Consider the following 23904-nt stretch of genomic DNA (forward strand, 5'->3'; position numbering starts at 1 on the left):
CTGCAGGTAGAACCGGAATCCCGCCCTCCTTTGCCGGTCGCACGCGAAGCCTTCGCATCGAACTTCGTTGCCACAGGGGCTATCGCGTTGGCGCAACGGCAACTAGCGTGCCACCCGCCGGCCACTGCCCGGCCCGTACCGGCACGACCCAGGAGGGTGCATGAGCCAGGAGCTCCGCGAGCTGCTGCAGAAGACCTTCGAGACCGATTCGGCGGAGTACCACGAGCGCGGCTTCCAGCGGCGCGTGGGCTACGGCAATCGGCCCGCCGTCATCCACATCGACATGGCCAACGCGTGGACGCGCCCGGGCCATGCGTTCTCCTGCGAGAACATGGACACGATCATTCCCGCCTGCCAGGCGCTGAACCAGGCGGCCCGGGCGAAGGGGGTGCCCGTCGCCTACACGACGACCGCGTACGAGGTCACCGACCCGGGACGGCCGTCCGACATGGGCCTGTGGGTGAACAAGATCCCGGTCGAGAAGCTCGCCGTCGGCACGCCCGAGGTGCAGATCGACGACCGGATCGCTCCCGAGCCCGGTGAGCTGGTGCTCACCAAGAAGCGGGCCAGCGCCTTCCCGGGAACGAACCTGCAGCAGTTCCTCACGGTCAACCGGATCGACACGGTGATCATCACCGGGGTCACCGCGGCCGGGTGCGTGCGCCACACCGTCGAGGACGCCATCGCCGAGGGCTTCCGGCCGATCGTCGTCCGCGAGGCCGTCGGTGACCGGGTCGCCGGTGTCGTCGACTGGAACCTGTTCGACATCGACGCGAAGTTCGGTGACGTCGAGCCGCTCGACGCGGTGCTGGCCTATCTGGACGGCCTGCCCAAGTTCGCCGAGACCACGACCCCGTGACACGACCCCGGCGGGCGCGGGACGCGCGCCCGCCGGGCCGGGCGTGCGTCCGGTGTCCATCGACCCGATCACGAGCGACAGGGGGCCGACATGGCCGACAGCGACGTGGAACCACCGGGTACCCGCCGGAACGAGCTGCGACAGGTCAGCGGGGCGGCGGCCGCGGGCACCTTCGTCGAGTGGTTCGACTTCGCGGTCTACGGCTTCTTCGCCACCACCCTGGCGGCCACCTTCTTCCCCTCCGAGGACCCCACGGCCGGGCTCCTCGAGACGTTCGCCGTGTTCGCGGTCGCGTTCGCGATGCGCCCGCTCGGCGGGGTCGTCTTCGGGACGCTCGGCGACCGGATCGGGCGCAAGCGGGTGCTGGCGCTGACCGTGCTGCTGATGTCCGGGTCGACGGCGGTCATCGGGCTGCTGCCGGGGCACGCCGAGATCGGCCTGGCCGCCCCGATCCTGCTCGCCGTCGCCCGGTGCGTGCAGGGTGTCTCCGCCGGTGGTGAGTACGCCGGGGCCTGCACCTACCTGGTGGAGCACTGCCCGCCGCACAAGCGGGCCACCTACGCCGCCCTGATGCCGGCCGCGACGTTCGGCGCGTTCGCGGCCGCCGCGCTGGTGGCGTTCCTGTTCAGCGCCCCGGTCGCCGGCGAGCAGGTCGCCGAGTGGGGATGGCGCGTGCCGTTCCTGCTGGCCGCACCGCTGGGCCTGGTCGGCTTCGTCATCCGGCGCCGGCTCGACGAGAGCCCCGCGTTCCGCAGGCTGGAGCAGAGCGCGCCCGAGCACTCGCCGTTGCGCGCGACGCTACGCACCCAGGCCTCGACGATGCTGCGCCTGGGCGGCTTCATCATGCTGACGGCGCTGTCGTTCTACATCTTCTCGACCTACCTGACCACGTTCCTGCGTTCCGTCGTCGGCATGCGCACGGACGTGGTCCTGGTGACCAACGTGCTCGCCCTCGGCGCGGCGATGCTGGCCGCACCGCTGGTCGGGCGGCTATCCGACCGGATCGGGCGGCGCCCCACGATGGTCACGGCCTGCGCGGCGCTGATCGTCCTCACGGTCCCCGGCTACCTGCTGGCGGGCCAGGGCGGCTTCGGCGGCGCGCTGGCCGGCCAGCTGCTGATCGCCGTGGGCGCGGTGACCGCGAACGTGGTCACCGCGGTGCTGCTGTCCGAGCTGTTCCCCACCCGGGTCCGGTTCACCGCATCGGCGATCACCTACAACGTGGCCTACGCACTGTTCGGCGGGACCGCACCGTTCGTCGCCACCTGGCTGGTGACGACGACCGGCCTGCAGCTCGCCCCGGCGTTCTACATGACCGTCGTCGCGGTGGTCGCGCTGGCGGCCGCCTGGTCGCTGCCCGAGACGGCCGGGCGCCCGCTCGACCACGGCGACGGCGAGCCCGGGGCTGCGACACGGCCCCGGGCAGCGAAAGCGACGATCCACGGAAGCGAGGCAGGATGAAACGCATCGGTGTCGACGTCGGCGGAACGTTCACCGACCTCTACTTCTCCGACAGCGACGACGGCCGGGTCCTCATCGAGAAGGTGCCGTCCACACCGGACGAGCCGGCACGCGCCGTGCTCAACGGACTGCAGCTGCTGTGCCGCAAGGCCGGCGTCGAACTCGGTGACGTCGACCAGCTCGTGCACGGCACCACGGTCGCGACGAACATCGCGCTGACCCACAGCGGTGCGGAGGTCGGCCTGATCACCACCGAGGGCTTCCGCGACATCCTGCACATCGCCCGGCACAAGAAGCCGCACAACTTCTCACTGCAGCAGGAGCTGCCGTGGCAGGCGCACCCGCTGGTCAAGCGCCGGCACCGGCTGACCGTGCGCGAACGCGTCACCGCGCCCGACGGCGAGGTCCTGGTCCGGCTCGACGAGGACGAGGTGCGCACCCGCGTGCGGACCCTGCGCGCGGCCGGCGTCGAGTCCATCGCGGTGTGCCTGCTGCACTCCTACCTCGACGGGACGCACGAGCGACGGGTCAAGGAGATCGTCGCCGAGGAGTACCCCGAGTGCTTCCTCTCGGTCTCGAGCGAGGTCGTCCCGCTCTACCGGGAGTTCGAGCGGTTCTCGACCACCGCGCTCAACGCCTACGTCGGCCCGAAGGTCTCCCGCTACCTGGGCGAGCTCGCCGCGGCGGTCAAGGAGCTCGGATACACCCGCGAAGTCCTGATCATGCACTCGTCCGGGGGCATGATCCCGCTGAACGTGGCCGCCGCCCAGCCGGTCGCCCTGCTCATGTCCGGGCCGGTGGCCGGGCTCATCGGCGGCATCTGGGCCGGTGAGCAGGCCGGCTTCGACAACGTCGTGACGCTCGACATCGGCGGGACCTCCGCCGACATCGGCGTCGCGCACGACGGCGAGCTGCGCATGCGCCACCTGCTCGACACCAAGGTCGGCGACTACCAGGCCATGGTGCCGATGGTCGACATCGACACGATCGGTGCCGGCGGCGGGTCGATCGCCTACGTCGACCCGGGCGGGGTGTTCCGGGTCGGCCCGCAGTCGGCGGGCGCCACCCCCGGCCCGGCCTGCTACGGCCACGGCGGCACCGAGCCGACCTCGACCGACGCCCAGGTCGTGCTGGGCCGCCTGCGCCCGCGCCGCGGACTCGCCGGCGGCGACATGGAGCTCGACCGGGACGCCGCCGCCCGCGCGTTCGGGCCGGTCGCGCAGCAGCTGGACATGGACGCCCGCGAGGCCGCCCTGGGTGCGCTGCAGATCCAGCGCTTCGGCATGTGCCAGGCCATCGAGCTGAACTCGGTCCGCCGCGGCTACGACCCACGCGACTTCACCATCGTCGCGGGCGGCGGCGCCGGCCCGTTGTTCGCCTGCGAGATCGCGGCCGAGCTGGACATCCCGCACGTCCTCGTGCCGCCACACCCGGGGATCATCGCGGCCAACGGGCTGCTCGCCACGGACCAGAAGTACGAGTTCGTCGCCACCGAGCGGCACGCGCTGGCCGAACTGGACCACGCGCGGCTCGACGCCCGCTACCGCGAGCTGATCACGCAGGCACGCGCGCAGCTCGACGCCGACGGGGTGCCCGACCCGGCCCGCGAGATCCGGCGGCTGGCCGACTGCCGCTACGCGGGCCAGGGCTACGAGGTCCGCTTCGAGGTGCCCGCCGGCGAGATCGACGACGACTGGGTGCAGCGCCTGGCCGAGGCGTTCCACGCCGCGCACGAGGAGGAGTTCGGCCACCGCTTCGCCGAGGGCGGCATCGAGGTCGTCAACATCCGCGTGCTCGGACTCGGCCGGGTCGAGGAGCTCGTCGCGCCGCGCGGCGCCGAGGGCGGGGCGCCCGAGGACGCGCTGCTCGAGACCGCCGACGTGACCTTCGACGTGGGCGGGACGCTGCAGACCCGCCCGACCCGCTTCTACGACCGCGACCGCCTCGGGCCGGGGACGACGTTCGACGGTCCTGCGGTCATCGAGCAGTACGACTCGACCACGGTGGTGCCGCCCGGGTTCGGGGTGCGCGTCGACGACGCCCGCAACCTGGTCATCGACGTCCCTGCCCGGTCCGACGGCCAGGACTCCCACGCGCTCGCCACCCCGATCCTCATGCGGGTGATCGGCGGTGCCTTCGCCTCGGCGGCGAAGGAGATGGCCTCGGTCCTGTTCCGGATGGCGTACTCGTCGATCATCCGGGAGTCCGAGGACCTCGGCGCGGGCATCTTCGACCGCGAGGGCAACGTGCTGGCCGAGTCGGACTCGACCCCGATGTTCATGGGCGCGATGCCGAAGATCGTCAAGGGGGTGCTGGGGCTGCTCGGGGACGACATCCACCCCGGCGACGTCATCCTGCACAACGACCCGTACCTGGGCGCGACCCACTCCCCCGACGTCGCCGTCGTGACACCGATCTTCCACGAGGACGAGCTCGTCGGGTTCGCCGGTGCGTCGGGCCAGCTGCTCGACATCGGCGGCGCCTTCCCGGGGCTGGCCGTCGACCTGGTCGACAACAAGGCCGAGGGCCAGATCTTCCGGGCCCTCAAGATCGTCGACCGGGGGGTGCGCCAGGACCGGCTGATCGACCACATCCTGTCCAACACCCGGACACCGACCCACAACGCCGGTGATCTGGAGGCCATGATGGCCGCGTGTGACCTGGCCGGACGCCGGGTCCTGGACCTGATGGGCCGCTACGGCCGCGACCCCGTGCTCGACGCCGGCACCGCGTGGATCGACTACTCGGAGACGATGCTGCGCGAGGCCATCGCGCGGGTCCCCGACGGGGTCTACGAGACCGACATCGGCCACCTCGACGACGACGGCCGCAACCGCGACGTGCCGCTGCCGGTCGCGGTGAAGGTGATCGTCTCCGGTGACGAGATCACCTACGACCTCACCGGCTCCAGCGCCCAGGTCCCCACGGCCTACAACTGCCCGTTCGAGGGCACGACGATGTCGGCGTTCGCCTTCATCACCCGCATGATCTTCCTCGACGAGGTCAGCAACCCGGTGTTCGTGCCGCAGAACGAGGGCATGCTCCGCCCGGTGAAGGTCGTCGCGCCGGAGGGGTCGATCTTCAACCCGACCTACCCGACGGCCTGCTTCGCGCGGTTCTGCCAGGTGCAACGCGCCGTCGACCTCGCGCTGCGGGCGCTGGCCCCGGTGCTGCCCGAGCAGGTCACCGCCGGCAACTCGGCGCACCTGCACTTCATGTCCTACTCCGGGTGGGACGACACCGCGGGCGAGTACTGGGTGTACCTGGAGGTCAACGAGGGGTCCTACGGCGGCCGCCCGACCTCCGACGGGCTCGACGCCGTCGACTGCCTGGTCGCGAACACCCGCAACAACCCCATCGAGGAGCTCGAGTGGCGCTTCCCGATGCGCACCGACCGCTACGAGCTGCGCACCGAGCCGTGCGCGGCCGGGGAGCAGCGCGGCGGCGTGGGGATGGTGCGGGTCAACACCTTCCTCACCCCCACCGTGGTCACGTGTGAGGGCGAGCGGCACGACTCCGACCCGCCGTGGGGCGTGTTCGGCGGTCACGACGGGCTCAACGCCTCACTGGTGCGCAACCCCGGGCACGACGACGAGCCGTGGCCGTCGAAGGTGACCGCACGCCGGATCGAGGCCGGGGACTCGCTGCAGATCACCGTGCCGAGCTCCGGCGGCTACGGCGACCCGCTGCGCCGGGCGCCGCAGAAGGTGCTCGCCGACGTGCTCGACGACCTGACCACGCTCGAGCGGGCGGAGTCCGACTACGGCGTGGTGATCGATCCGGACCGGATGGCCGTCGACGACGCGGCCACCACCGCGCTACGGGCCCACCGCACGGGCTGACGTCCTCCCGCTGCGGCCCGGGCCCGGGGGCCCGGGCCGCGGGAGGGCGCGGGGCTCAGCCGCCGGAAACGAGACCGCCCAGCCGGGACGACACGCTGGCGGCGGACCGGCGGACGCGTTCGCCGTAGTCGTCGCGCAGGAACGGGGTGACCCGGGCGCGGGGCGCGGACAGCAGCACGGCCCCGGTCACCAGGCCGCGATGGTCCCGGATCGGCGAGGAGATCGAGAGCTCCTCGGGGTCGGTGTCGCCGTCGTTCACCGCGAGACCGTCGCGGTGGACCGCGGCCAGCTCCTCGAGCACGGCCTCGGCGTCGCGGCCGTCGGCCGTCACCAGGCCCTCGCGCAGCAGGGTGCGCACCCGCGACTCGGGCAGCTCGGCCAGGAACACCCGCACCGAGGCACTGGCGACCTTGCTGAAGCGGGCGCCCAGCGGGGTGGTGTGCTTGACCTGGCGAGGGCTCGGGATCTGCTCCACGACGATCGACTCGTGCCCGCTCCACAACGCCAGCGCACACGTCTCGCCGGTGGCGTGCACCAGCGCCTCGATCTCCGGGTAGGCGATCTTGCGGACGTCGAGATGGGCCAGCAGCGGGCCGGCCAGCCCGAGAATGCCGACGCCGAGTCCGAAGTGGCCCTTGCCGCCGTCGCGCTCGACGAGACCGACGCTCTCCAACGTGCCCAGCAGCCGGGAGACCGTGCTCTTGTGCAGGTCCAGCCGCCGCGCGATCTCGGTGACGCTCAGCCGCGGCTCCGCGACCGAGAACGTGTCGAGCAGCGCGACCGCGTTGAGCACGGACACCAGCGGACCCCGGACCGGGCCGTCCTCCACCTGCGCCGCGTCGCCGACCGGTCGAGTCGACGCCATCGTGGCTCCTCCCCCCGTCGCGGTCGCCGACGAGGATATCCGGGGGCGGGCGCCCCCGGCCGGTGGCTCACGTCCGCGCGTCCGGCCGCCCCAGCAGCGCGTCGGAGATGATCCTCATCTGGATCTCCGAGGTGCCCTCGAAGATCTTCGTCAGGCGCGCGTCCCGCCAGTAGCGCTCGACCGGGAAGTCCGTGGTGTACCCGGCACCGCCGTGGATCTGCAGCCCCTCGCTGGTCACCCGCTCGGCCATCTCGGAGGCGACGAGCTTGACCATCGACGCCTCGACCGGGCTCGGCCGGCCGGTGTCGACGGCGGTGCAGACCTGGTACATCAGCGCCCGGGACGCCTCGATCTGCGCGGCCATGTCGGCGATCTTGAACCGGATGCCCTGGTTCTCCCCGATCGGCCTGCCGAACTGCACGCGCTGCCCGGCGTAGGTGATCGAGTCCTCCAGGGCGCCGCGGGCCAGCCCGATCGCGCGGGCGGCGGTGTGGATGCGGGCGGTGTCGAGGTCGCCCATGGCCACCCGGAACCCCTTGCCGAGCTCACCGACGACCTCGTCGGCCCAGGCGTCGGCGAACGAGAGCTCCCAGGTCGTCCAGCCGTGGTAGCCGATCTTGCGGACCGGGGTGCCGGTCACGCCCTCGGGCAGGGTGCCGCGTTCCTTGGGCATGAGGAAGCAGGTCACGCCGCGCGAGCGGTGGGCCGGGTCGACCGGCGCGGTGCGGGCGAAGACCTGCAGGTAGTCCGAGCCGTCGGCGAACGTGCACCACATCTTCTGGCCGGTGATCCGCCACCCGTCACCGTCCGGGACGGCCCGGCAGCTCAGGTTCGCCACGTCCGAACCGGCCTCGGCCTCGGACAGCGCGAACGCGCTGAGGAACTCGCCGCGCGCCATCGCGGGCAGGTAGCGCGCACGCTGCTCCGGGCCGAACCCGGCGGTGAACTGCTGGCCGCGGGCGATCAGGCTCGCCACGCTCATCCAGGCCCGGGCCAGCTCCTCGACGACGATCGCGTACTCCGACAGGCCCAGGCCGAGCCCGCCGTACTCCTCGGGCACGAGGATGCCGAAGAAGCCGAGCTCGGCCATCTTCTCGCGCAGCGCCATCGGGATCTCGCCGTGGACCGGGTCGAGCTCGTTGGCGAGCGGGAGGACCTCGGTCGTCGCGAACTCGCGCGCCATCTCCCGGATGGCGAGGCGGTCCTCGGTGAGGAAGACCCCGGGGTGGTGTGTGTCCATGTGTGTCCTCAGCTCGGGTCGGTGGGGTCCTGCTGCAGGTGCACGCCCAGCCCGGCCCGGCCGGGGGCGTGGCGGTCGTCCAGGACGAGGTCGTCGTCGTACCCGCCGTCGTTCTGGGTGCGGTAGGCCAGCGGCTCCGCGGTCGGGATCGACAGCACCCGCTCACGCAGCATCGCCGAGGTGGCCCGGAACTCGTCGTCGGTGACGCGGTTGGCGCCGGGGACGACGACCGGGGGCAGCACCTCCATGCCGACGTAGAACAGCGTGCCGTGCAGCAGGGGGAACAGCAGCTCCGAGACGTCGCCGTTGATCCCGCGCGGCCCGAGCGCGGGCGCCCGGCCACCGGCGGTGGTCACGACCAGCGCGCGGCGCCCGGCCAGGTTGCCGTCGCCGTAGCGCAGGGTGCGTCCCGGGTGCGCGGGGTCCTCGATGCCGTAGGCGAAGTCCTTGAGGAACACCCGGTCGAACCAGCCCTTGAGGATCGCCGGCACCGAGTACCACCAGAGCGGGAACTGCACGACCAGCGCGTCGGCCGCCTTGAGCTTGTCCTGCTCGGCGAGCACGTCCGCGCTGAGCGTGCCCCGTTCCAGCGCCGACGCCGACACCGGCCCGACGCGGAACCGCTCCTGCGGGTCGTGCCCGTAGTCGGCCGCGGTGACGACCGGGTTCCACCCCATCGCGTACAGGTCGGAGTGGGTGACCGCGTGTTCCTCCCGCTCGAGGGCCCGGGTCGCGTCGTCGCGCAGCGCACCGCTGAGCGAGCGCGGCTCGGGGTGCGCGAAGACCCACAGGACGTTCATCCGACCCGCTCCACGATCGCGGCGAGGCCCTGGCCACCGCCCATGCACATCGTCTCGATCCCGTAGCGGCTGCCGCGGCGGCGCATCTCGTGCGCGAGCGTGGCGAGGATCCGCCCGCCGGTGGCGCCCGCGGGGTGGCCGAGCGAGATGCCCGACCCGTTGACGTTGAGCCGCTCGTGGTCGGCCGGGGTGAACCGCCACTCCCGCAGGCAGGCGATCACCTGGGCGGCGAACGCCTCGTTGATCTCGAGCAGGTCGATGTCGGCGAGGCTCAGGCCGGCCCGGTCGAGTGCCTTCGCCACCGCCGGCACCGGGCCGATGCCCATCGTCCGCGGCGGCACCCCGGCCACGGCCGAGGACACGATCCGCAGGTACGGGGTCAGGCCCAGCTCGGCGGCGCGGGCCGCCGTGGTGACCACGCAGGCCGCGGCGCCGTCGCTCTGCCCGCAGGCGTTGCCCGCGGTGACGGTCGCGTCCGGGTCCTCCCGGCGGCGCACCGGCTTGAGCCGGGCCAGGTCGGCCAGGGTGAGCCCGGGGCGGGGGTGCTCGTCGAGGGTCACCACGGTCTCCGGGGTGCGCCGGGTGCCGGGCACGGTGACCGGGACGATCTCGTCGGTGAACCGGCCGTCCTTCGCCGCGGCAACGGCCTTCTCCTGGGAGGCGAGCGCGAACTCGTCCTGCTCCTCGCGGCTGATCCGGTACTCGGCGCGCAGGTTCTCCGCGGTCTCCAGCATGCCGCCCGGCACCGGGAAGTCGGTGCCGCCGGCCGTGGTGCGGCCGCGGGCGATCCGGTTGACCAGCCTCAGCTCGTCCGCCCGGACCCCGTCCTTGAGGCCGAGGGCGTAGTACTCGGCCTGGCTCATGGCCTCCACCCCGCCGGCGACGACGACGTCGGCCCAGCCCTGCCCGACGGTCAGCGCCGCCTGCAGGACGGCCTGCAGCCCGGAACCGCACCGCCGGTCGAGCTGCATCCCGCCGACGCCGACGCCGAGCCCGGCGTTCAGCGCGGCGACCCGGCCGATCGCCGGGGCCTCGCTGGTCGGGTAGCAGTAGCCGAGCACGACGTCGTCGACGTCGCCCTCGCCGAGGCCGGTCCGCTCCCGCAGGCCGCGCAGCGCCTGGGTCGCGAGGTCGGCGGCGGTCAGGCCGGCGAACACGCCCCCGTCGACGCCGACCGGGGTGCGCACCGGGTCGCAGATCACCACATCGGACAGTGCGTTCACGGCTGGACCTCCTGGGGACGCCGGATCAGCTCTTCGGCCAGCTCGCGCAGCGCGGCGGCGCGGATCTTCGACCCGTTGGTGCCGACCGTGGTCGGCATCTCCTCGATCACCTGCACGGACTCGGGCACCTTGAACCGGGCCAGGGTCGCCGCGCACCACGCGCGCAGCTCGCCCGGGTCGGGTGCGGTCCCGGGGGCGGCCTCGACGAACGCGACCGCCCGGGTGTCGCCGTCCACCGTCACACCGACGACCTTGCAGCGGGCCACCGCCGGGTGCTCGGCCAGCCGCACCTCGATCTCCGCGGGTTCGACGAGGAACCCGCGCAGCCGCAGCGACTCGCCCATCCGGCCGCGGTACTCGAACCCGCCGTCCGGGCGGACGAACCCGAGATCACCGGACCGGAACCAGCCGTCATCGGTGAACGAGCGGGCACGGATCGCCCCGTCGTCGTCGCCGAGGTAGGCGTCGACCACGTTGTAGCCGCGGAACTGCAGCTCGCCAGGCTCGTCGCCGGTCGGGGGCCCGCCGGTGGCCGGGTCGACCGCGCGGACCTCGATCCGGTCCGAGACCGGTCGCCCGCCACCCCGCCTGCGCTCCGGGGCCGGATCGTCGGTGCGCCAGAACGCGGCGAGCGCGAACGTCTCGCTCGAGCCGTAGATCCCCAGCGTGGGGACGCCCAGCTCGTCCTCGGTCCAGGCCGCGACCTGCATCGAGGTGCCGTAGAAGTCGCCGATGAGCATCCGGCGCCACGTGCCGAGGTCGGCCGGGCATTCGCGCCACTGCGTCATCAGCCGCCCGGCGACGTCGTCGGCGCAGGCGAGGTGGGTGACCCCGAACTCGGCCATGTGCGCCACCACGAGTCCGGTGTCGAACACGGGCTCGAGCAGGGCCGCCCCGCCGGCGGCGACCGCCGTGAACGCGGGGACGAACCCGAACACCCCGGACAGCGGCAGCGCGACCAGGCTGACCGAGCTCGGGTCCCAGCCCCCGGCCGCGGCGACGTGGCCCAGGTGCTCGGCGACGGCGCCGTCGCGGTGGGCGGCGAGCTTGGGCATGCCGGTCGACCCGGACGTCGTGAACGCGACGGCGAGCCCATCGGGGGCACCGTGCAGCGCGGCGAGGTCGGGCTCCGCATCCGGCGCCGGGGCCGGGGCCCAGGTGCCGGCGCCGAGGTCGTAGCCGGCGGCCTCGTCCGCGGTGGCGGGGTCCTCGCCCGGCCCGGTGAGCACCGCGACCGACGGCGCGGCGACCCCGGCCTCGGCCACCGCGGCGTGCAGCGTGGCGCGCAGGTCGAGGTGGAGGAACCCGTGCGCGACCAGCACGACGACCGGCCGCGCGTGCCCGAGGACGTGGGCCACCTCGGCGACGCCGTAGCGGGTGTTGATGCCGATGACGTGCGCGCCGAGCGCGGCGGCCGCGAACTGCGCGACGACGGCGTCGGACCAGTTCGGCAGCCACACGCCGACACAGTCGCCCGCGCCCACGCCGTGCGCACGCAGGTCGTCGCGGAGCGCGACGGTGCGCCGCCACAGCTCGGCGCGGGTGACCCGGCGCGGCTGCGGGCCACCGTCGATCAGCGCCACCGTGCCGGGCGCGGCCCGCACCGTGTCGGCCAGCACCCCGGTCAGGGTCGGACCGACGTTCGGGGTGGGACCGGGATTCGGGGTCGGACCGGGGTTCGGGTTCGGGGTCGGGCCGGCTGTCACCGGGTCACCGCGTCCCGCTGCCCGGCGAGCTCGCGCAGCCACCCGTCGAGGGTCCCGGCGAAGCCCTCGAGCTCCTCCATCGGGTAGTGCCCGATGCCCTCGAGCAGCGTGTAGCGCGCGCCCGGGATCCGGTCGGCGGTGCGCCGCACCTCGGCCGGGTCCAGCCAGAGGTCGTCGGCGCCGACCACCAGATGGGTGGGGCAGGCGACCGTGTCGAGCCGGTCGCGGACGTCGTGGGTCGTCCAGCCGATCAGGTCGCTGGTGGAGATCTCGGGGTCCTCGCGCCGGTGCATCCGGGCGATCAGCTCGGCCCGCTCCGCCGGGACCCGGCTCCCCACCACGGCAAGGGTGCCGAAGTAGGTTCGGTCGGTCCGGCTCGGCGCCGAGGCGTCGACCAGCTCCCGTTCCAGCCCGCGCACGCTCAGCCCGGGCGAGTCCGTGCCGCCGTGCGCGGCCATCGCGACCGCCCCGGCGAGCCGGTCCCCGCAGCGGACCGCGAGCTGCAGGGTGATCGCCCCGCCGATCGAGCACCCGGCCACGTACGGACGCTCCATCCCGAGCCGGTCGATCAGCTCCTCGCACCAGGCCGCGTAGACCCCGAGGTCGCGGACGGGGCCGCCGGCGGCCGGCTCGGAGCGGCCGTGCCCCGGCAGGTCCGGGACCACCACGCGGTAGCCCAGCGCGGCCAGCTCGGACTGGGCGTCCCGCCACTGGACGCCGTTCTGGCCCGCGGTGTGCAGGCACAGCACGGGCGGCCCGTCGCCGTCCTCCAGGACGAACGATCGCGTCCCGCCCACCTCGATGTACTCGGCCCTCATCGGTCACCGTCCTCGTGCTCGGTCCCGGCCAGCGCCCGCGCTTCGTCGACCAGGGCTCGCGCTTCGTCGATCAGGGCGACGAGCGCTGCGGTCAGCCGGAGGTACTCGTAGGCGTCGCCGTCGGTGTGGAACTCGTCGCGCATGGTCCGGACGGTGAAGTCGTTGGCCGGGCCGGTCAGCAGCCGGGCCCAGGTGAGGTCGGAGGCCCCCACGACGAACGTCGGCCCGTGCGGGGTGCGCCGCCCGCTCTCCAGTACCCGCCCGCGGTACACGCGGAACTGCACGACGTCGTCGCCGAACCGCAGGCCGATCGCGCCGTCCCAGGTGCCGGTGGCGCGGGTGAACGCCGCGGAGTTCCCGAGCCGGCCGGCGAGGGCCGACGCCCAGGCCGGCGTGCCGAACGCGCGACCCGCCCGGAGCTCGCTGTCGTCGACAGCGGACCGGGCGGTGACCAGCGCGGAGGTGCGTCCCTGCTGGACGACGACGCCGTCCTGGTTGCGCACGACGACGTGCCGGCCGACGACGCCGTTGCGCAGCGAGGAGGTGCGCCGGGTCCGGACGACGGTCATCTCGTAGGTGACGGAGTCGCCGACGTGGATCGGGGCGAGGTAGTCCCAGTGCGTGTCCAGTGCGGCTTCGACGTGGTCGGAGAGCCCCTGCTCGTGGTGCCACCCGAAGAACCCGGCGAGGCCGAGCGCGCCGTGCACGAGCGGGCGCCCGTCGGCGGTCCGGCCGTGCTCGGTGTGCAGCGCGGCCCGGTCGCCGCTGAGCTCGGCGAACGCCGCGACGACCTCCGCGGAGAAGGTCCGCGCCGGCCCGCTGAAGACCTGGCCGACCTCGAAGTCCTCGAAGTAGGGGGCGGGGCCGGGCGGTGACGCCGTGGCCACGGGCGCGTCGGCGGTGATGCTGTCCGTCATGGACCGTCCTCTCGGGTCGTGGGCGCGCGTGGCTGCTCCCCCGACGCTCTCGTCGCTGCCGGCCCACCGCGATCGGCGAGCACGACATGAACGAACGTTCTTACTTCGCACGCTAGACAGCTCGACACCCGACCGTCAAAGACGACCGCGCGCGGTCCGCGATGGGTTACGCTTCGCGACATGAACACCCGTTCTGCGGCCCTCGTCGCCGACACCGGTCGCCGGAACGAGGCGGCGATCCTCAACGCCGCCATCCATGCGTTCGGCACGAAGGGCTTCAACGGCGCCTCCATGCGCGACGTCGCACGGGGCGCCGGAACCAGCCTGTCGAACCTCTACAACTACTTCCCGTCGAAGTCGAAGCTGCTGGCCGCGGCCATGCGCCACGCCAACGACGAGCTGCTCCTGCGCGTGCACACCGGCGTCGAGCAGGCCGGCGACGACGCGCCCTCGCGGCTGCGCGAGGCGGTCCGGGCCTACGTGGGATTCGTGGTCGACCACCAGGTCGCGATGCTGGTGTCCACCAACGAGGTGCGCTACCTGGACCCGGACGACCGCACGTCGCTGGTCGTCGACCGGGACGCGACCGAGGCGACCTTCGAGCGGATCATCACCCAGGGCGCGACCGAGGGCAGCTTCCGCACCCCCTACACCGACGACGCGGCGCGGGCGATCCTCAGCGCGGTCGGCGCGATCGCCGGCTGGTACCGCGCCGACGGGCCGCTGAGCCGCGGCCAGCTCGCCGAGCAGTACGCCCGGTTCGCACTGGCCCTGCTGGAGGGCCCGCTCCCCCAGTGACATCCCCCTGATCGACGCCGGCCCCTTGCCGCGGGGGAACGCCGTGGGTACCTTGCTGAACGATCGTTCGTGCTTCCACGCAACCGATCGTCCCCGTCACGGCTCGGCCGCACTGCAGCGGCCCGGAGGTGGATCCATGACCCAGCACGCACCGCCCGCGAGGATGGGCAAGCTCGCCACCGCCGCGGTGTTCGCCACCGCGCTCGAGTGGTTCGACTTCCTCGTCTACGCCACCGCGGCAGCGCTGGTGTTCAACGAGCTGTTCTTCCCGTCGGTCAGCCCGGTCGCCGGGACCCTGGCGTCGTTCGCGACGCTCGCCGTCGGGTTCGTGGCCCGCCCGCTCGGTGGCGTGATCGCCGGACACGTCGGCGACCGCTTCGGACGCAAGCCACCACTGGTGGCATCGATGCTGCTCATGGGCGGATCGACGTTCGCGATCGGCGTGCTGCCGAGCTACGACGCGATCGGCGTGTGGGCGCCGGTCCTGCTGGTCGTCGCCCGGCTCGTGCAGGGCCTGGGCGTCGGGGCGCAGTGGGGTGGTGCGGCACTGCTGCTCACCGAGCACGCACCCGTCGAGCGGCGCGGGTTCTACGGCAGCCTGGTCCAGACCGGGGCGATCGTCGGCGCGGTCGCCGGCAACATGTTCTTCCTGATCCTGTCCGCGACGCTCACCGACGCACAGTTCGGCTCATGGGGCTGGCGGATCCCGTTCCTGTCGGGGCTGTTCCTCGTGCTGATCGGCGCGTACGTGCAGATGAAGATCGAGGACACCCCGGTCTTCAAGCAGATGCAGCAGGAGTCGGCCGAGTCCCAGCAGGAGGCCGGTCTGCGCAAGGCCCCGCTGGTCGAGGCGGTCCGGCGCAACGGCAAGGAGATCGTCCAGGCCGCCGGCGCGTTCTTCGTCGTCAACGCCACGTTCTACATCCTGATCAGCGGCATCCTGAGCTACGCGACGAGCAACGTCGGCATGTCCCGCACCTCGATCCTGTGGTGCGTCATGATCGCCGGGCTGACCCAGGTCGTCACCATGCCGTTCTTCGGCGCGCTCACCGACCGGATGGGCTCGCGCAAGAAGCTCTACCTGACCGGCACCGTCCTGATGGGACTGTTCGCGTTCCCGCTGTTCTGGCTGATCGACACCGGCTCGGTCCCGCTGGTGTTCCTCGGCCTGCTGATCGCGTTCACCATCCACGCCACGATGTACGGCCCGCAGGCCGCGCTGTACGCCGAGATGTTCCCGGCCGACGTGCGCTTCTCCGGTGCCTCGCTCGGCTACCAGGTCGCCTCGGTGCTGGCGGGCGGGCTCGCGCCGTTCATCATGACCGCGCTGCTCGCCGCGACCGGTGGCTCGTGGTCGGTGTCGCTCTACATCGTCGGCGGCGCGGTCCTCACGTTCGTCTCGGTGGTGACGATCAACGAGCGGTTCCGCCGCGACCTCTACGAGACCTCCGCCTCCGAGCTGGCCGCCGCCCGCGCACAGCAACCCTCGCCCGGCGCCTGACCACCGCCCGGCACCGGCGCCCGCGCCGCACACGTTGCGCGCTGCCGCACAGGTTGCGCGGGCGCCGCACAGGTCCGGCCTTGTGCGACGCGCACCGAACCTGTGCGGCACGGGCACCCGGCACTCCCCGCGGCGCTTCGGCGACCACGGCACGCGGCCCCGGCCCCGACCGAGATCGCGGCACCGCGATTCCGCACCAGGTCTCCGACACCGGAGTTCCCGACCGGGCGGCCGCCGCGGCCGGGGCCTGCCGGAACGGCCGAGCCGCCGCCCGCCGCACACGTTGCGCGGGCGCCGCACAGGACCGGAGTCGTGCGGCGGGCACACAACCTGTGCGGCGCAGCCCGGTCAGCGGCCCCGCTGTTCGTCTCTGATCGACGTGCTCCGGCTCGGTGGTCTCACGATGTGCGCGTCAGTGCGGGCTTCGCACAGGGCGATTCTCGTCGAAGAGCCGCTCGGCCGTTGCCATGAACGCACGGACCGCGGGCCCGTGTCGGCGGCCGCGCAGGCATACGGCGAACGCCTCGGTGGAGATGTCGGCGTCCATGATGGGGAGTCTCCGGGTCCGGGGTTCGGCCACGTACTCCACCTCGGTGCTGATTCCGACACCGAAGCCGGCAACGACCGCCTCTCGGACCCCCTCCCGGTTGACCTCGAGCGAGACGTACGGGACGACTCCGCGCCGGGTGAGGGCCTGCTCGAGGACCAGGCGGCTCGTCGACCCGGGCTCGCGCATCACGAGCGGTTCGCCGTCGAGCTCGGCCAACTCGATCCCCTCCCGGCCTGCCCAGCGATGATCGTCGCGGCAGACGATGACCACTTGCTGTGTGCTGGACGGCACGGCAGCAAGTCGTGAGTCCAGGACGGTCTGGCCGACGACACCAACGTCGAGGGACTGCTCGACCAGCCCCTCGACGACAGCGGCCGAGTTCGCGAGCTGCAGGCTGACCCGGACGGCCGGGTGGGCACGGGTGAAGGCTGCCAGCGCAGGCATGACGTAGTGCGGCGCGACGCCGCCGACGCGGAGCTCGCCGCGTACGGCGGTCGCCGAGCTGCCGAGCAGGTCCACGATCCGGCTCTGTAGGTCGAACACCTGTTCCGTCAGTCCGAACAGCTGCTCGCCGAGCGGCGACAACACCATCCCGCGCGGGGTACGGCGCACCAGCTCGATGCCGTAGTGAGCCTCGAGCTGGCGCAGCTGTGTGGTGACGGTCGGCTGGCTGACGTGCAGCAGCGCCGCCGCTGCGGTGACGCTGCCGGCCACGGCCACTGCATGGAACGAGCGCAGCTGGTTGAAGCTGACGTAGGGCAGGCCGCCGGGGGTCTCACGCCGTCCCCCGTCGCCGTGCTCGTCGGTCCCCCCGGTGGGCATCCTGCCGACCATGTCGTACTCCCCCGGCCCTGTCTCAGTCCGGGAGCTGCACCCAGACCTGCCCGTCCTCGATCCGCGTCGGGTACACCGGCAGCGCGTCCACGACCGGCGGGCTCATCGCCTTGCCGGTCGGCACGTGGAACACGCCCTGGTGGCGCGGGCACTCGATGGTGTCACCGTCGAGGTAGCCGTCGGCCAGTGACGCCTCCCCGTGGGTACACCGGTCGTCGGTGACGACGTACTCCCCGTCCTCCAGATGGAACACGGCCAGGCGCCGCCCGCACGCGGTGACGCACACGACGTCGTCCTCCTCGACCTCGTCGGCGGGCGTGACAGCCTTCCAGCCGTCGGTCGTACTCATGGTGCTGCCTCTTCTCGTCGCATGTGGTCGGTCAGCGGTGGCCGCCGGCGCCCAGGAGTTCGCTCGGCGCCGGATGGCTGTACTTCGTCACCAGTTGTTTGTGGCGAGTCATGCAGTCGGCCAGGTCGGCGTAGACGGAGTGCCAGAGCTCGAAGAACTCGCCGTACATGGCATGCCGCTCGGGGTCCGGTTCCACGACCGACCGGATGGGGGCGAGTTCCGCCAGCGGCTCGCGCATGTCGCGGTAAAACCCGGCCCCGGTCGCCGCGACGACGGCGTCACCCAGCGGGGCGGCCTCGTCGACATCAGGGACGAGCAGGCGACGACCGGTCACGTCAGCGGTGATCTGGTTCCAGAACGTGCTCTTCGTCGGCCCGCCGTTGAGCACGATCTCGTCGAACTCCACGCCGGCTTCCTCCGCGATCCGCACGTTGGAGTGCACATCGAAGGCGACGCCCTCGATGAGCGCACGGATGAAGTGTGCCCGGCTGCTGAACGGCTGCACGCCGAAGAACACCCCGCACGCGTTGAGGTCCCAGCGGGGTGCCAACGAGTTGCCCAGGTAGGGCAGGTAGAGCAGGCCGTCGGCGCCGGCCCCGACGTTGCGGGCCTGTTCGGTGACGAGGTCGAAGACGTTGCGCCCCATACGCTCGGCCATGACGACCTCGGGGTCGGCGAACTTGTCCCGAAACCACTTCAGGGACGCCCCGGTGAACGCCATCGGCGCGTCGTAGAGGGTCAGCCCGTCGAGCACGTGCGGCCACTTGAGGATCCGGTACTCCGGGATCTCCTGCTCCCGGGGGACGACGATGCCCAGGTTCGATCCGGTCCCCATCGAGTAGTAGGCGCGGCCGGCCTCGGCGACCCCGCAGCCGAGCGCGGCAGCGCTGATGTCGGTGCCGCCCGCGACCACCGCGGTCCCCGGGGCCAGCCCGGTGGCGGTGGCCGCTTGCTCGGTCACCGTGCCGATGATCTGCTGGGAGGCCTTGATGTCCGGGTAGATCGACGGCTCGAGCCCCAGGTCCGCGGTGAGTGCGTGGTTCCACTCACCGATCTTGTGCTCGTAGGGGTAGAAGAGGCCTGCGTCGCCGGGGTTGATGGTGAACTCGCCGGTCAGACGCAGGTTGCAGTAGCCGGTCGGGGAAAGCAGCTTGTGGATCCGCTGGTAGGCGTCCGGCTCGTGGGTGCGCATCCACAGCAGCTTGGGTTCGACGAACCAAGAAGCGACTCGGTTGCCGTTGACGGCGTTGATCCGGGCCTCGCCGACCCGCTCGCGGATCTCCTCGCACTCGGCGTGCGAGCGGGAGTCCATCTAGATCATCCCGGGCCGGACAGGACGTCCGTCGACGTCGACGCCGAGGGTCACGCCGACCAGGCCGGAGACCGAAACCGCGGCGATCTCCCGGCCGCTGCCGCCGAGCTCGGCGACGCAGCCACGGATGCACGCCGAGACGGCATCCCAGTACTCGTCGGCGAGCTGTTCGGCCCAGCCGGGATGCGGATGGTGCAGGGGATGCTCGGCCGCAGCCGAGGCGACGACGGTCGCCGTGGTGGTGTCGAGGACGCAGGCCTTGACATTGGTGGTGCCGATATCGACACCGAGCGTCAGCTGTCCGGGCACGGATGCTCCTTTGCATCGGGGACGGCGCGCGGCAGCGGTCGGGCACCGCTGCCGCGCTCCGGGACCGGTCGGCCCCGGCCGGCGGGGTGGCAAGCGGGGTTCAGCCCCTGCCGGCCGCCGTGAGTGCGGTGGTGGTCGGAACGGTCGAGCCAGCCCCGTTCCCCAGATTGGACACGATGTCGCGGTGAGCCCGGACGTAGCCCTTGCTCACCACGTACTGGCGCTCCTCGGGTCGCCCGGGCAGCGCATGGTGCAGGGCCTTCAGGTTGTGGAAGGGCACGGACGGCGCCAAGTGGTGCTCGGCGTGGTAGGGCATCTGCCAGTACAGGAACCTGACCAGCGGGTTGGACAGCGTCGTACGCGTGTTGGCGAGCCAGTCGGCATTCTCCTCCATTCCGGTGTGCTCGGCCATCCGGACCAGGCGCAGGGTCGGCTCGGCGATGACCCGCGGGACGATCCAGTACGCCAGGAGCAGCGGCCAGAACGACAGCGCCACCGAGGCGACGGCGAGCAGCACGTAGAAGCCCACCATCAGTCGGGCCTCGCCGATGATCCGGCCGCGCTCGGACTCGGGCAGGAACGTCTTCTCCCGCTCGTTGAAGCGACCGGTGACGCCGCGGTACAGGGTGCCGATCATCTTCGGCCAGAACTCCATGCCGAAGACCTCGCCGAGGTAACCGCCGAGGCCGTCGGGCATCGGGACCTGGTCCGGGTCACGAGCCGGGTCCTGCGTGTAGCTGTGGTGCGCGGCGTGCCGGTACCGGAAGTACAGCGCCGGGCGCATCAGCACCAGGCCGCAGAACTGTGCGAAGGCGGAGTTCATCCACCGTGTCCGAAACGCTGTGCCGTGGGTGCACTCGTGCAGTGGGGCGAACAGGAAGACGAGCACGATCCCGTGCACGAACATCGCCGGGAGCATCCACCAGCTCGCCCAGGAGACTGCGATCAACGCACCGGTCACGCCGGCGAGGGCGAGATGCCCCAGCACATAGCGCAATGCCGGCGCGTCCCGGCGCTTCTGGAACGCCTTCAGCTCCTTACGCGGGAGCGGCGGCTTCGGGGGCTGCGCCCAGGGATCCACGTCGTCGGGTGTGAGCATCGGCGCCATCGTCGACTCTTTCTGTAGCGGTAGGTCCGAAGATGTACGCCGATTCTGCAGTCACCGACCGGTCGCGGTCGAATCGAAAAACCGCAAGAAGCCCATTCAAAACCTCTATACCTCCTGCTCCGGGCGACACAGACCCCTTACCGAGTTTTGACGACAACCCTCCGAACCGGCATTCTGCATTCCTGTTGAATCTGTGCGATCCGCTCACGAGAGGAATCCGATGCACGAATCCACCGATACTGTGGTGATCGGCGCCGGCCCGGCCGGTATCGCCGTCGCCGAGCACCTACGGGAGGCCGGGCACACCGGTGGGATCACCGTCCTGTCGGCCGAGGACCACCTGCCCTACGACCGTCCCCCGCTGTCGAAGGAAGCCCTGTTGGACGACGCGGCGCCGGAGACATTCGCACTGCGTCCCGAGGCCTTCTACGACGAGTACGACGTGGCCCTGCGGCTCGGCTGCACCGCGGTCCGCGTCGACCGGGCCGCAGGCGCCGTCGATCTCGCCGACGGTGACCGGGTGCCGGCGAGCGCCGTGGTGCTGTGCACCGGCGGACGCCCTCGAACGGTGAACCTGCCGGGTGCGGACCTGGGCGGGGTGCACACCCTGCGCACGGTCGAGGACGCCGCCGCCATCCGGGCGGGGTTGGAGCGCGGTGGGCCGGTGGTCGTCGTCGGAGGCGGGTTCATCGGGACGGAGGTGGCCGCGGCCGCCGCCACCCGCGGCTGCCCGACCGTCCTGGTCGAGTCCGCGGACCTGCCGCTGGGGCGGGTGCTCGGCTCCGAGGTCGCCGGCGTGCTCGCGGGCGTGCACCGGGAACGTGGCGTCGAACTCCGCACCGGGGTCGCGGTCACCGGGTTCGCCGGGAACGGTCGGGTGGAACGGGTCGAACTCGCCGACGGCAGCCGCCTGGCCGCAGACCTGGTGGTTGTCGGACTCGGGATGGCGCCGTCCCACGAGCTGGCAGCGACCGCCGGTCTGGCGGTCGGGGACGGCGTCCACGTCGACGACCGGGGCCGCACGTCGGCCCCCGGGATCTGGGCGGCGGGCGACGTGGCCGCGACCCCGGCCCCCGGCAACGGGCGCCAACGGACCGAACACTGGAAGGCGGCGACCCAACTGGGCGTCCGGGTCGCCCGCGACGTGCTCGGGCTCCCACCCGAGCCCCCGACGGTGCCCTGGTTCTGGTCCGACCAGTTCGATCTCAACATCCAGCTGGCGGGTGCCCCCGGGCGCGGCCCACAGCGATGTGTGCGCGGCGACGTCGCCGATCTGTGCTTCTCGGTCCTGTACCACGACGACGGGCTCGTCACCGGCATCACCGCGGTCAACCGCGGCCGGGACGTCCGGCCGGCGACCGATCTGATCCGTTCCGGCACCCGGGTCGATCCCGGCTCCCTGGACGACCCGGCCACCACCCTCAAGGCGCTGGCCCGTGCGGCGCGGTGCACCCGATGACCCACGCGCCGGTCATCCGGCTCGCCTACGGTCCCGGCCCGCACCACGTCGGTGACCTGCACCGGTGCTCGGGTTCCCCACGCGCCGTGGTCGTCGTCGTGCACGGGGGGTTCTGGCGGGCTCACCGCACCCTCGACATGACCTCGGCCGCAGCAGCAGCACTGACCCGGCACGGTTTCGCGGTGTGGAACGTCGAGTACCGGCGGGCGGGTCAGGGCAGCTGGGTGGACACGCTGTCCGACGTCGGCGCGGCGGTCGACCACCTACCCGAGCTCGCCCACGACCACGGACTCGATCAGGCCCCGGTTCTGCTGTTCGGGCATTCAGCCGGGGGCCAGCTCGCAGCGTGGTGCGCCGGGCGACAGGCCGTCGCCGCGCGCACGGGCCGACAGCCCCCCGCGGTCCGGATTGCCGGGCTGGTCACCGCGGGCGCGGCGCTGGACCTGCGTAGCGCAGCCCGCGACGGGGTCGGGGACGGGGCCGTCGCCGGGTTCTTGGGCGGTGAGCCGGAGGAGGTCCCGGCCCGCTTCGCCGAGGCCGACCCGGCGCTGCGGCTTCCGCTCGGCGTTCCGGCCCGCTGCCTGCACAGCGACCATGACGAACGCGTCCCCTCCACACAGTCCTGGTCCTGGGTGCAGCGGGCACGAGCCGCAGGCGACGACGCCGAGCTCGTTCACGCATCCGGTGCGCACACGGCCGCGATCGAGCCCGGCAGCCCGGACTTCGCGCTCGCCTCCGAGGCACTGGGCCGGCTCGTATAGCCGGGGTCGATACCCCTGCTCGACAACATGTATTCGACTTCCCACGCACCTCCGGACACGGTTACCGAATGATCTCCACGCAGGCGGCCGTGCTGCACCGCCCCGGTGAACCGCTGACGATCGAGACGATCGACGTTCACCCGCCCGGCCCCGGTGAGGCCCTGGTGGAGATCGCTGCGACGGGCCTGTGCCACACCGACACCACCGCGCTGGACGGTGACAACCCGTCATGTGTGTATCCAGCGGTGCTCGGACACGAGGGCGCCGGCGTGGTGGTCGAGACCGGGCCCGAGGTGGATCTCCGCCCTGGCGACCACGTGATCCCCCTCTACGGGCCCGAGTGCGGCACCTGCAGCATGTGTCGCAGCGGCCGCACCAACCTGTGCTGGTCGATCAAGGCCACCCGGGACCGCGGTGTGCTCCCGGACGGCACCACCCGGTTCTCGCTCGGCGGGCAACCGGTCCACCACTTCATGGGCACCTCGACCCTGTCCCGCTACACCGTGGTGCCGGAGATCGCGTTGAGCCGAATCCGGCCGGACGCGCCGCTGGACGCGGTGTGCCTGCTCGGGTGCGGGGTGACCACCGGGGTGGGCGCAGCGCTCGCCGACGTGGAGGCCGGCGATGACGTCGTCGTCCTCGGACTCGGCGGGATCGGGACCAACGTGGTGCAGGGCGCCCGCCTGGCGGGCGCGGCCCGCATCATCGGGGTCGACACCGTCCCGGCCAAGCGGAAACTCGCCGAGCGGTTCGGGATGACCGACTTCGTACACGCCGGCGAGGTCGACGATGTCGTCGAAGCGATTCGGGAGCTGACCGGTGGCGGCGCGGACGCGTCGTTCGAATGCACCGGGATCGTCCCCGTGATGCGTCAGGCCGTCGACGCCGCCCGACCCGGATGGGGCACCTGCGTGCTGCTCGGAGTGGAGCCGACCGGCGCCGAGCTCCCGATCCCGCCGGTCGGGGTCCGCTACGGCAAGACGATCAAGGGTAGCTACTTCGGCGGAGTTCGAGGCCGGACCGGCCTCAGCCGGTTCGTCGACCTCTATCTCGACGGCGACCTCGATCTCGACTCCCAGATCACCCACCGGGGTCGGCTCGCCGACGTCAACGATGGGTTCGCGCGGATGGCAGCCGGCGTCGGCATCCGGACGGTCCTCGAACTCGGATCATGACGTTCGCTCGCCGAGCC

Annotated in this window: 19 protein-coding genes and 1 pseudogene; 8 read left to right on the forward strand and 12 right to left on the reverse strand. The window is 72.2% G+C overall.

The genetic code is table 11. The annotated features are described in order from the left end of the window. Positions 1-160 precede the first annotated feature (160 nt). The 3 genes from BM093_RS14405 to BM093_RS14415 all read left to right on the forward strand — a co-directional run bounded on the left by BM093_RS14405 (position 161) and on the right by BM093_RS14415 (position 6162). Positions 161-859, forward strand: a complete 699-nt coding sequence (locus BM093_RS14405) for an isochorismatase family protein (protein ID WP_093342939.1) — start codon at positions 161-163, stop codon at positions 857-859. A gap of 90 nt (positions 860-949) precedes the next feature. Then, the gene (locus BM093_RS14410) at positions 950-2320 is read left to right on the forward strand and encodes an MFS transporter (RefSeq protein WP_093342942.1); all 1371 of its coding nucleotides are present in this window, start codon (positions 950-952) and stop codon (positions 2318-2320) included. Then, the gene (locus BM093_RS14415; protein WP_093342948.1) at positions 2317-6162 is read left to right on the forward strand and encodes a hydantoinase B/oxoprolinase family protein; all 3846 of its coding nucleotides are present in this window, start codon (positions 2317-2319) and stop codon (positions 6160-6162) included. The genes BM093_RS14410 and BM093_RS14415 overlap by 4 nt, the downstream gene beginning before the upstream one ends. A 55-nt stretch (positions 6163-6217) precedes the next feature. Here BM093_RS14415 and BM093_RS14420 read toward each other — a convergent pair whose 3' ends face one another. From BM093_RS14420 to BM093_RS14450, 7 genes are all read right to left on the reverse strand, one after another. After that, entirely contained in the window at positions 6218-7027 is an 810-nt protein-coding gene (locus BM093_RS14420; RefSeq protein WP_093342952.1) for an IclR family transcriptional regulator, read from the reverse strand. A 67-nt stretch (positions 7028-7094) separates the two neighbouring features. Then, positions 7095-8267 (reverse strand): acyl-CoA dehydrogenase family protein, encoded by a 1173-nt coding sequence (locus BM093_RS14425; protein WP_093342954.1) that lies wholly within the window; start codon positions 8265-8267, stop codon positions 7095-7097. A gap of 8 nt (positions 8268-8275) precedes the next feature. Then, positions 8276-9067: an NAD(P)H-dependent oxidoreductase gene (locus tag BM093_RS14430; RefSeq protein WP_093342957.1), complete on the reverse strand. Its 792-nt coding sequence runs from the start codon at positions 9065-9067 to the stop codon at positions 8276-8278. Next, positions 9064-10281 (reverse strand): acetyl-CoA C-acetyltransferase, encoded by a 1218-nt coding sequence (locus tag BM093_RS14435; RefSeq protein ID WP_093343174.1) that lies wholly within the window; start codon positions 10279-10281, stop codon positions 9064-9066. Before BM093_RS14435 ends, BM093_RS14430 begins: the two co-directional genes overlap by 4 nt. A gap of 5 nt (positions 10282-10286) precedes the next feature. After that, positions 10287-11996, reverse strand: coding sequence for an AMP-binding protein (locus tag BM093_RS14440; protein WP_093342960.1), 1710 nt, complete (start codon positions 11994-11996; stop codon positions 10287-10289). Further along, positions 11993-12814, reverse strand: coding sequence for an alpha/beta fold hydrolase (locus BM093_RS14445; RefSeq protein WP_093342964.1), 822 nt, complete (start codon positions 12812-12814; stop codon positions 11993-11995). Before BM093_RS14445 ends, BM093_RS14440 begins: the two co-directional genes overlap by 4 nt. Next, on the reverse strand, positions 12811-13731 hold the full coding sequence (locus BM093_RS14450) for a hotdog domain-containing protein (RefSeq protein ID WP_093342967.1): 921 nt from the start codon (positions 13729-13731) through the stop codon (positions 12811-12813). The genes BM093_RS14445 and BM093_RS14450 overlap by 4 nt, the downstream gene beginning before the upstream one ends. A gap of 180 nt (positions 13732-13911) precedes the next feature. Here BM093_RS14450 and BM093_RS14455 point away from each other — a divergent pair, with 180 nt between their 5' ends. Continuing rightward, positions 13912-14529, forward strand: a complete 618-nt coding sequence (locus BM093_RS14455; protein ID WP_093342969.1) for a TetR/AcrR family transcriptional regulator — start codon at positions 13912-13914, stop codon at positions 14527-14529. Between the two features lie 136 nt (positions 14530-14665). After that, positions 14666-16030, forward strand: coding sequence for an MFS transporter (locus BM093_RS14460; RefSeq protein WP_093342972.1), 1365 nt, complete (start codon positions 14666-14668; stop codon positions 16028-16030). 412 nt (positions 16031-16442) lie between these two features. Here BM093_RS14460 and BM093_RS14465 read toward each other — a convergent pair whose 3' ends face one another. The 5 genes and pseudogenes from BM093_RS14465 to BM093_RS14480 form a co-directional block, all read right to left on the reverse strand. After that, positions 16443-17402, reverse strand: a complete 960-nt coding sequence (locus BM093_RS14465) for a LysR substrate-binding domain-containing protein (RefSeq protein WP_177238477.1) — start codon at positions 17400-17402, stop codon at positions 16443-16445. 34 nt (positions 17403-17436) lie between these two features. Beyond that, the gene (locus BM093_RS14470) at positions 17437-17763 is read right to left on the reverse strand and encodes a non-heme iron oxygenase ferredoxin subunit (RefSeq protein ID WP_093342976.1); all 327 of its coding nucleotides are present in this window, start codon (positions 17761-17763) and stop codon (positions 17437-17439) included. 31 nt (positions 17764-17794) lie between these two features. Then, positions 17795-18598 carry a xylulokinase gene (locus tag BM093_RS37270; protein ID WP_245773530.1) on the reverse strand — a complete coding sequence of 268 codons (804 nt, stop codon included), beginning with the start codon at positions 18596-18598 and terminating at the stop codon, positions 17795-17797. A 48-nt stretch (positions 18599-18646) separates the two neighbouring features. Further along, positions 18647-19384: pseudogene (locus BM093_RS37275) on the reverse strand (FGGY family carbohydrate kinase); the annotation flags it as partial. 100 nt (positions 19385-19484) lie between these two features. Continuing rightward, positions 19485-20483, reverse strand: coding sequence for a fatty acid desaturase (locus tag BM093_RS14480; protein WP_177238478.1), 999 nt, complete (start codon positions 20481-20483; stop codon positions 19485-19487). Positions 20484-20712: 229 nt separating this feature from the next. Here BM093_RS14480 and BM093_RS14485 point away from each other — a divergent pair, with 229 nt between their 5' ends. The 3 genes from BM093_RS14485 to BM093_RS14495 all read left to right on the forward strand — a co-directional run bounded on the left by BM093_RS14485 (position 20713) and on the right by BM093_RS14495 (position 23887). Further along, on the forward strand, positions 20713-21951 hold the full coding sequence (locus BM093_RS14485; RefSeq protein WP_093342981.1) for an NAD(P)/FAD-dependent oxidoreductase: 1239 nt from the start codon (positions 20713-20715) through the stop codon (positions 21949-21951). After that, complete coding sequence (locus BM093_RS14490) at positions 21948-22712, forward strand: alpha/beta hydrolase family protein (RefSeq protein WP_143105383.1); 765 nt, start codon at positions 21948-21950, stop codon at positions 22710-22712. Before BM093_RS14485 ends, BM093_RS14490 begins: the two co-directional genes overlap by 4 nt. A gap of 68 nt (positions 22713-22780) precedes the next feature. After that, entirely contained in the window at positions 22781-23887 is a 1107-nt protein-coding gene (locus BM093_RS14495; protein WP_281248708.1) for a zinc-binding dehydrogenase, read from the forward strand. Positions 23888-23904 lie beyond the last annotated feature (17 nt).

Source organism: Pseudonocardia ammonioxydans (genome assembly GCF_900115005.1).
GTDB classification, from domain to species: Bacteria; Actinomycetota; Actinomycetes; order Mycobacteriales; family Pseudonocardiaceae; genus Pseudonocardia; species Pseudonocardia ammonioxydans.

Bases quoted from the DNA above. Each gene is read 5' to 3' on its own strand.
- BM093_RS14490 (WP_143105383.1), top strand. From the start codon at position 21,948: ATGACCCACGCGCCGGTCATCCGGCTCGCCTACGGTCCCGGCCCGCAC.
- BM093_RS14450 (WP_093342967.1), bottom strand. From the start codon at position 13,731: ATGACGGACAGCATCACCGCCGACGCGCCCGTGGCCACGGCGTCACCG.
- BM093_RS14425 (WP_093342954.1), bottom strand. From the start codon at position 8,267: ATGGACACACACCACCCCGGGGTCTTCCTCACCGAGGACCGCCTCGCC.
- BM093_RS14460 (WP_093342972.1), top strand. From the start codon at position 14,666: ATGACCCAGCACGCACCGCCCGCGAGGATGGGCAAGCTCGCCACCGCC.
- BM093_RS14405 (WP_093342939.1), top strand. From the start codon at position 161: ATGAGCCAGGAGCTCCGCGAGCTGCTGCAGAAGACCTTCGAGACCGAT.
- BM093_RS14455 (WP_093342969.1), top strand. From the start codon at position 13,912: ATGAACACCCGTTCTGCGGCCCTCGTCGCCGACACCGGTCGCCGGAAC.
- BM093_RS37270 (WP_245773530.1), bottom strand. From the start codon at position 18,598: ATGGGGACCGGATCGAACCTGGGCATCGTCGTCCCCCGGGAGCAGGAG.
- BM093_RS14470 (WP_093342976.1), bottom strand. From the start codon at position 17,763: ATGAGTACGACCGACGGCTGGAAGGCTGTCACGCCCGCCGACGAGGTC.
- BM093_RS14445 (WP_093342964.1), bottom strand. From the start codon at position 12,814: ATGAGGGCCGAGTACATCGAGGTGGGCGGGACGCGATCGTTCGTCCTG.
- BM093_RS14480 (WP_177238478.1), bottom strand. From the start codon at position 20,483: ATGCTCACACCCGACGACGTGGATCCCTGGGCGCAGCCCCCGAAGCCG.
- BM093_RS14420 (WP_093342952.1), bottom strand. From the start codon at position 7,027: ATGGCGTCGACTCGACCGGTCGGCGACGCGGCGCAGGTGGAGGACGGC.
- BM093_RS14465 (WP_177238477.1), bottom strand. From the start codon at position 17,402: ATGCCCACCGGGGGGACCGACGAGCACGGCGACGGGGGACGGCGTGAG.
- BM093_RS14410 (WP_093342942.1), top strand. From the start codon at position 950: ATGGCCGACAGCGACGTGGAACCACCGGGTACCCGCCGGAACGAGCTG.
- BM093_RS14495 (WP_281248708.1), top strand. From the start codon at position 22,781: ATGATCTCCACGCAGGCGGCCGTGCTGCACCGCCCCGGTGAACCGCTG.
- BM093_RS14430 (WP_093342957.1), bottom strand. From the start codon at position 9,067: ATGAACGTCCTGTGGGTCTTCGCGCACCCCGAGCCGCGCTCGCTCAGC.
- BM093_RS14485 (WP_093342981.1), top strand. From the start codon at position 20,713: ATGCACGAATCCACCGATACTGTGGTGATCGGCGCCGGCCCGGCCGGT.
- BM093_RS14415 (WP_093342948.1), top strand. From the start codon at position 2,317: ATGAAACGCATCGGTGTCGACGTCGGCGGAACGTTCACCGACCTCTAC.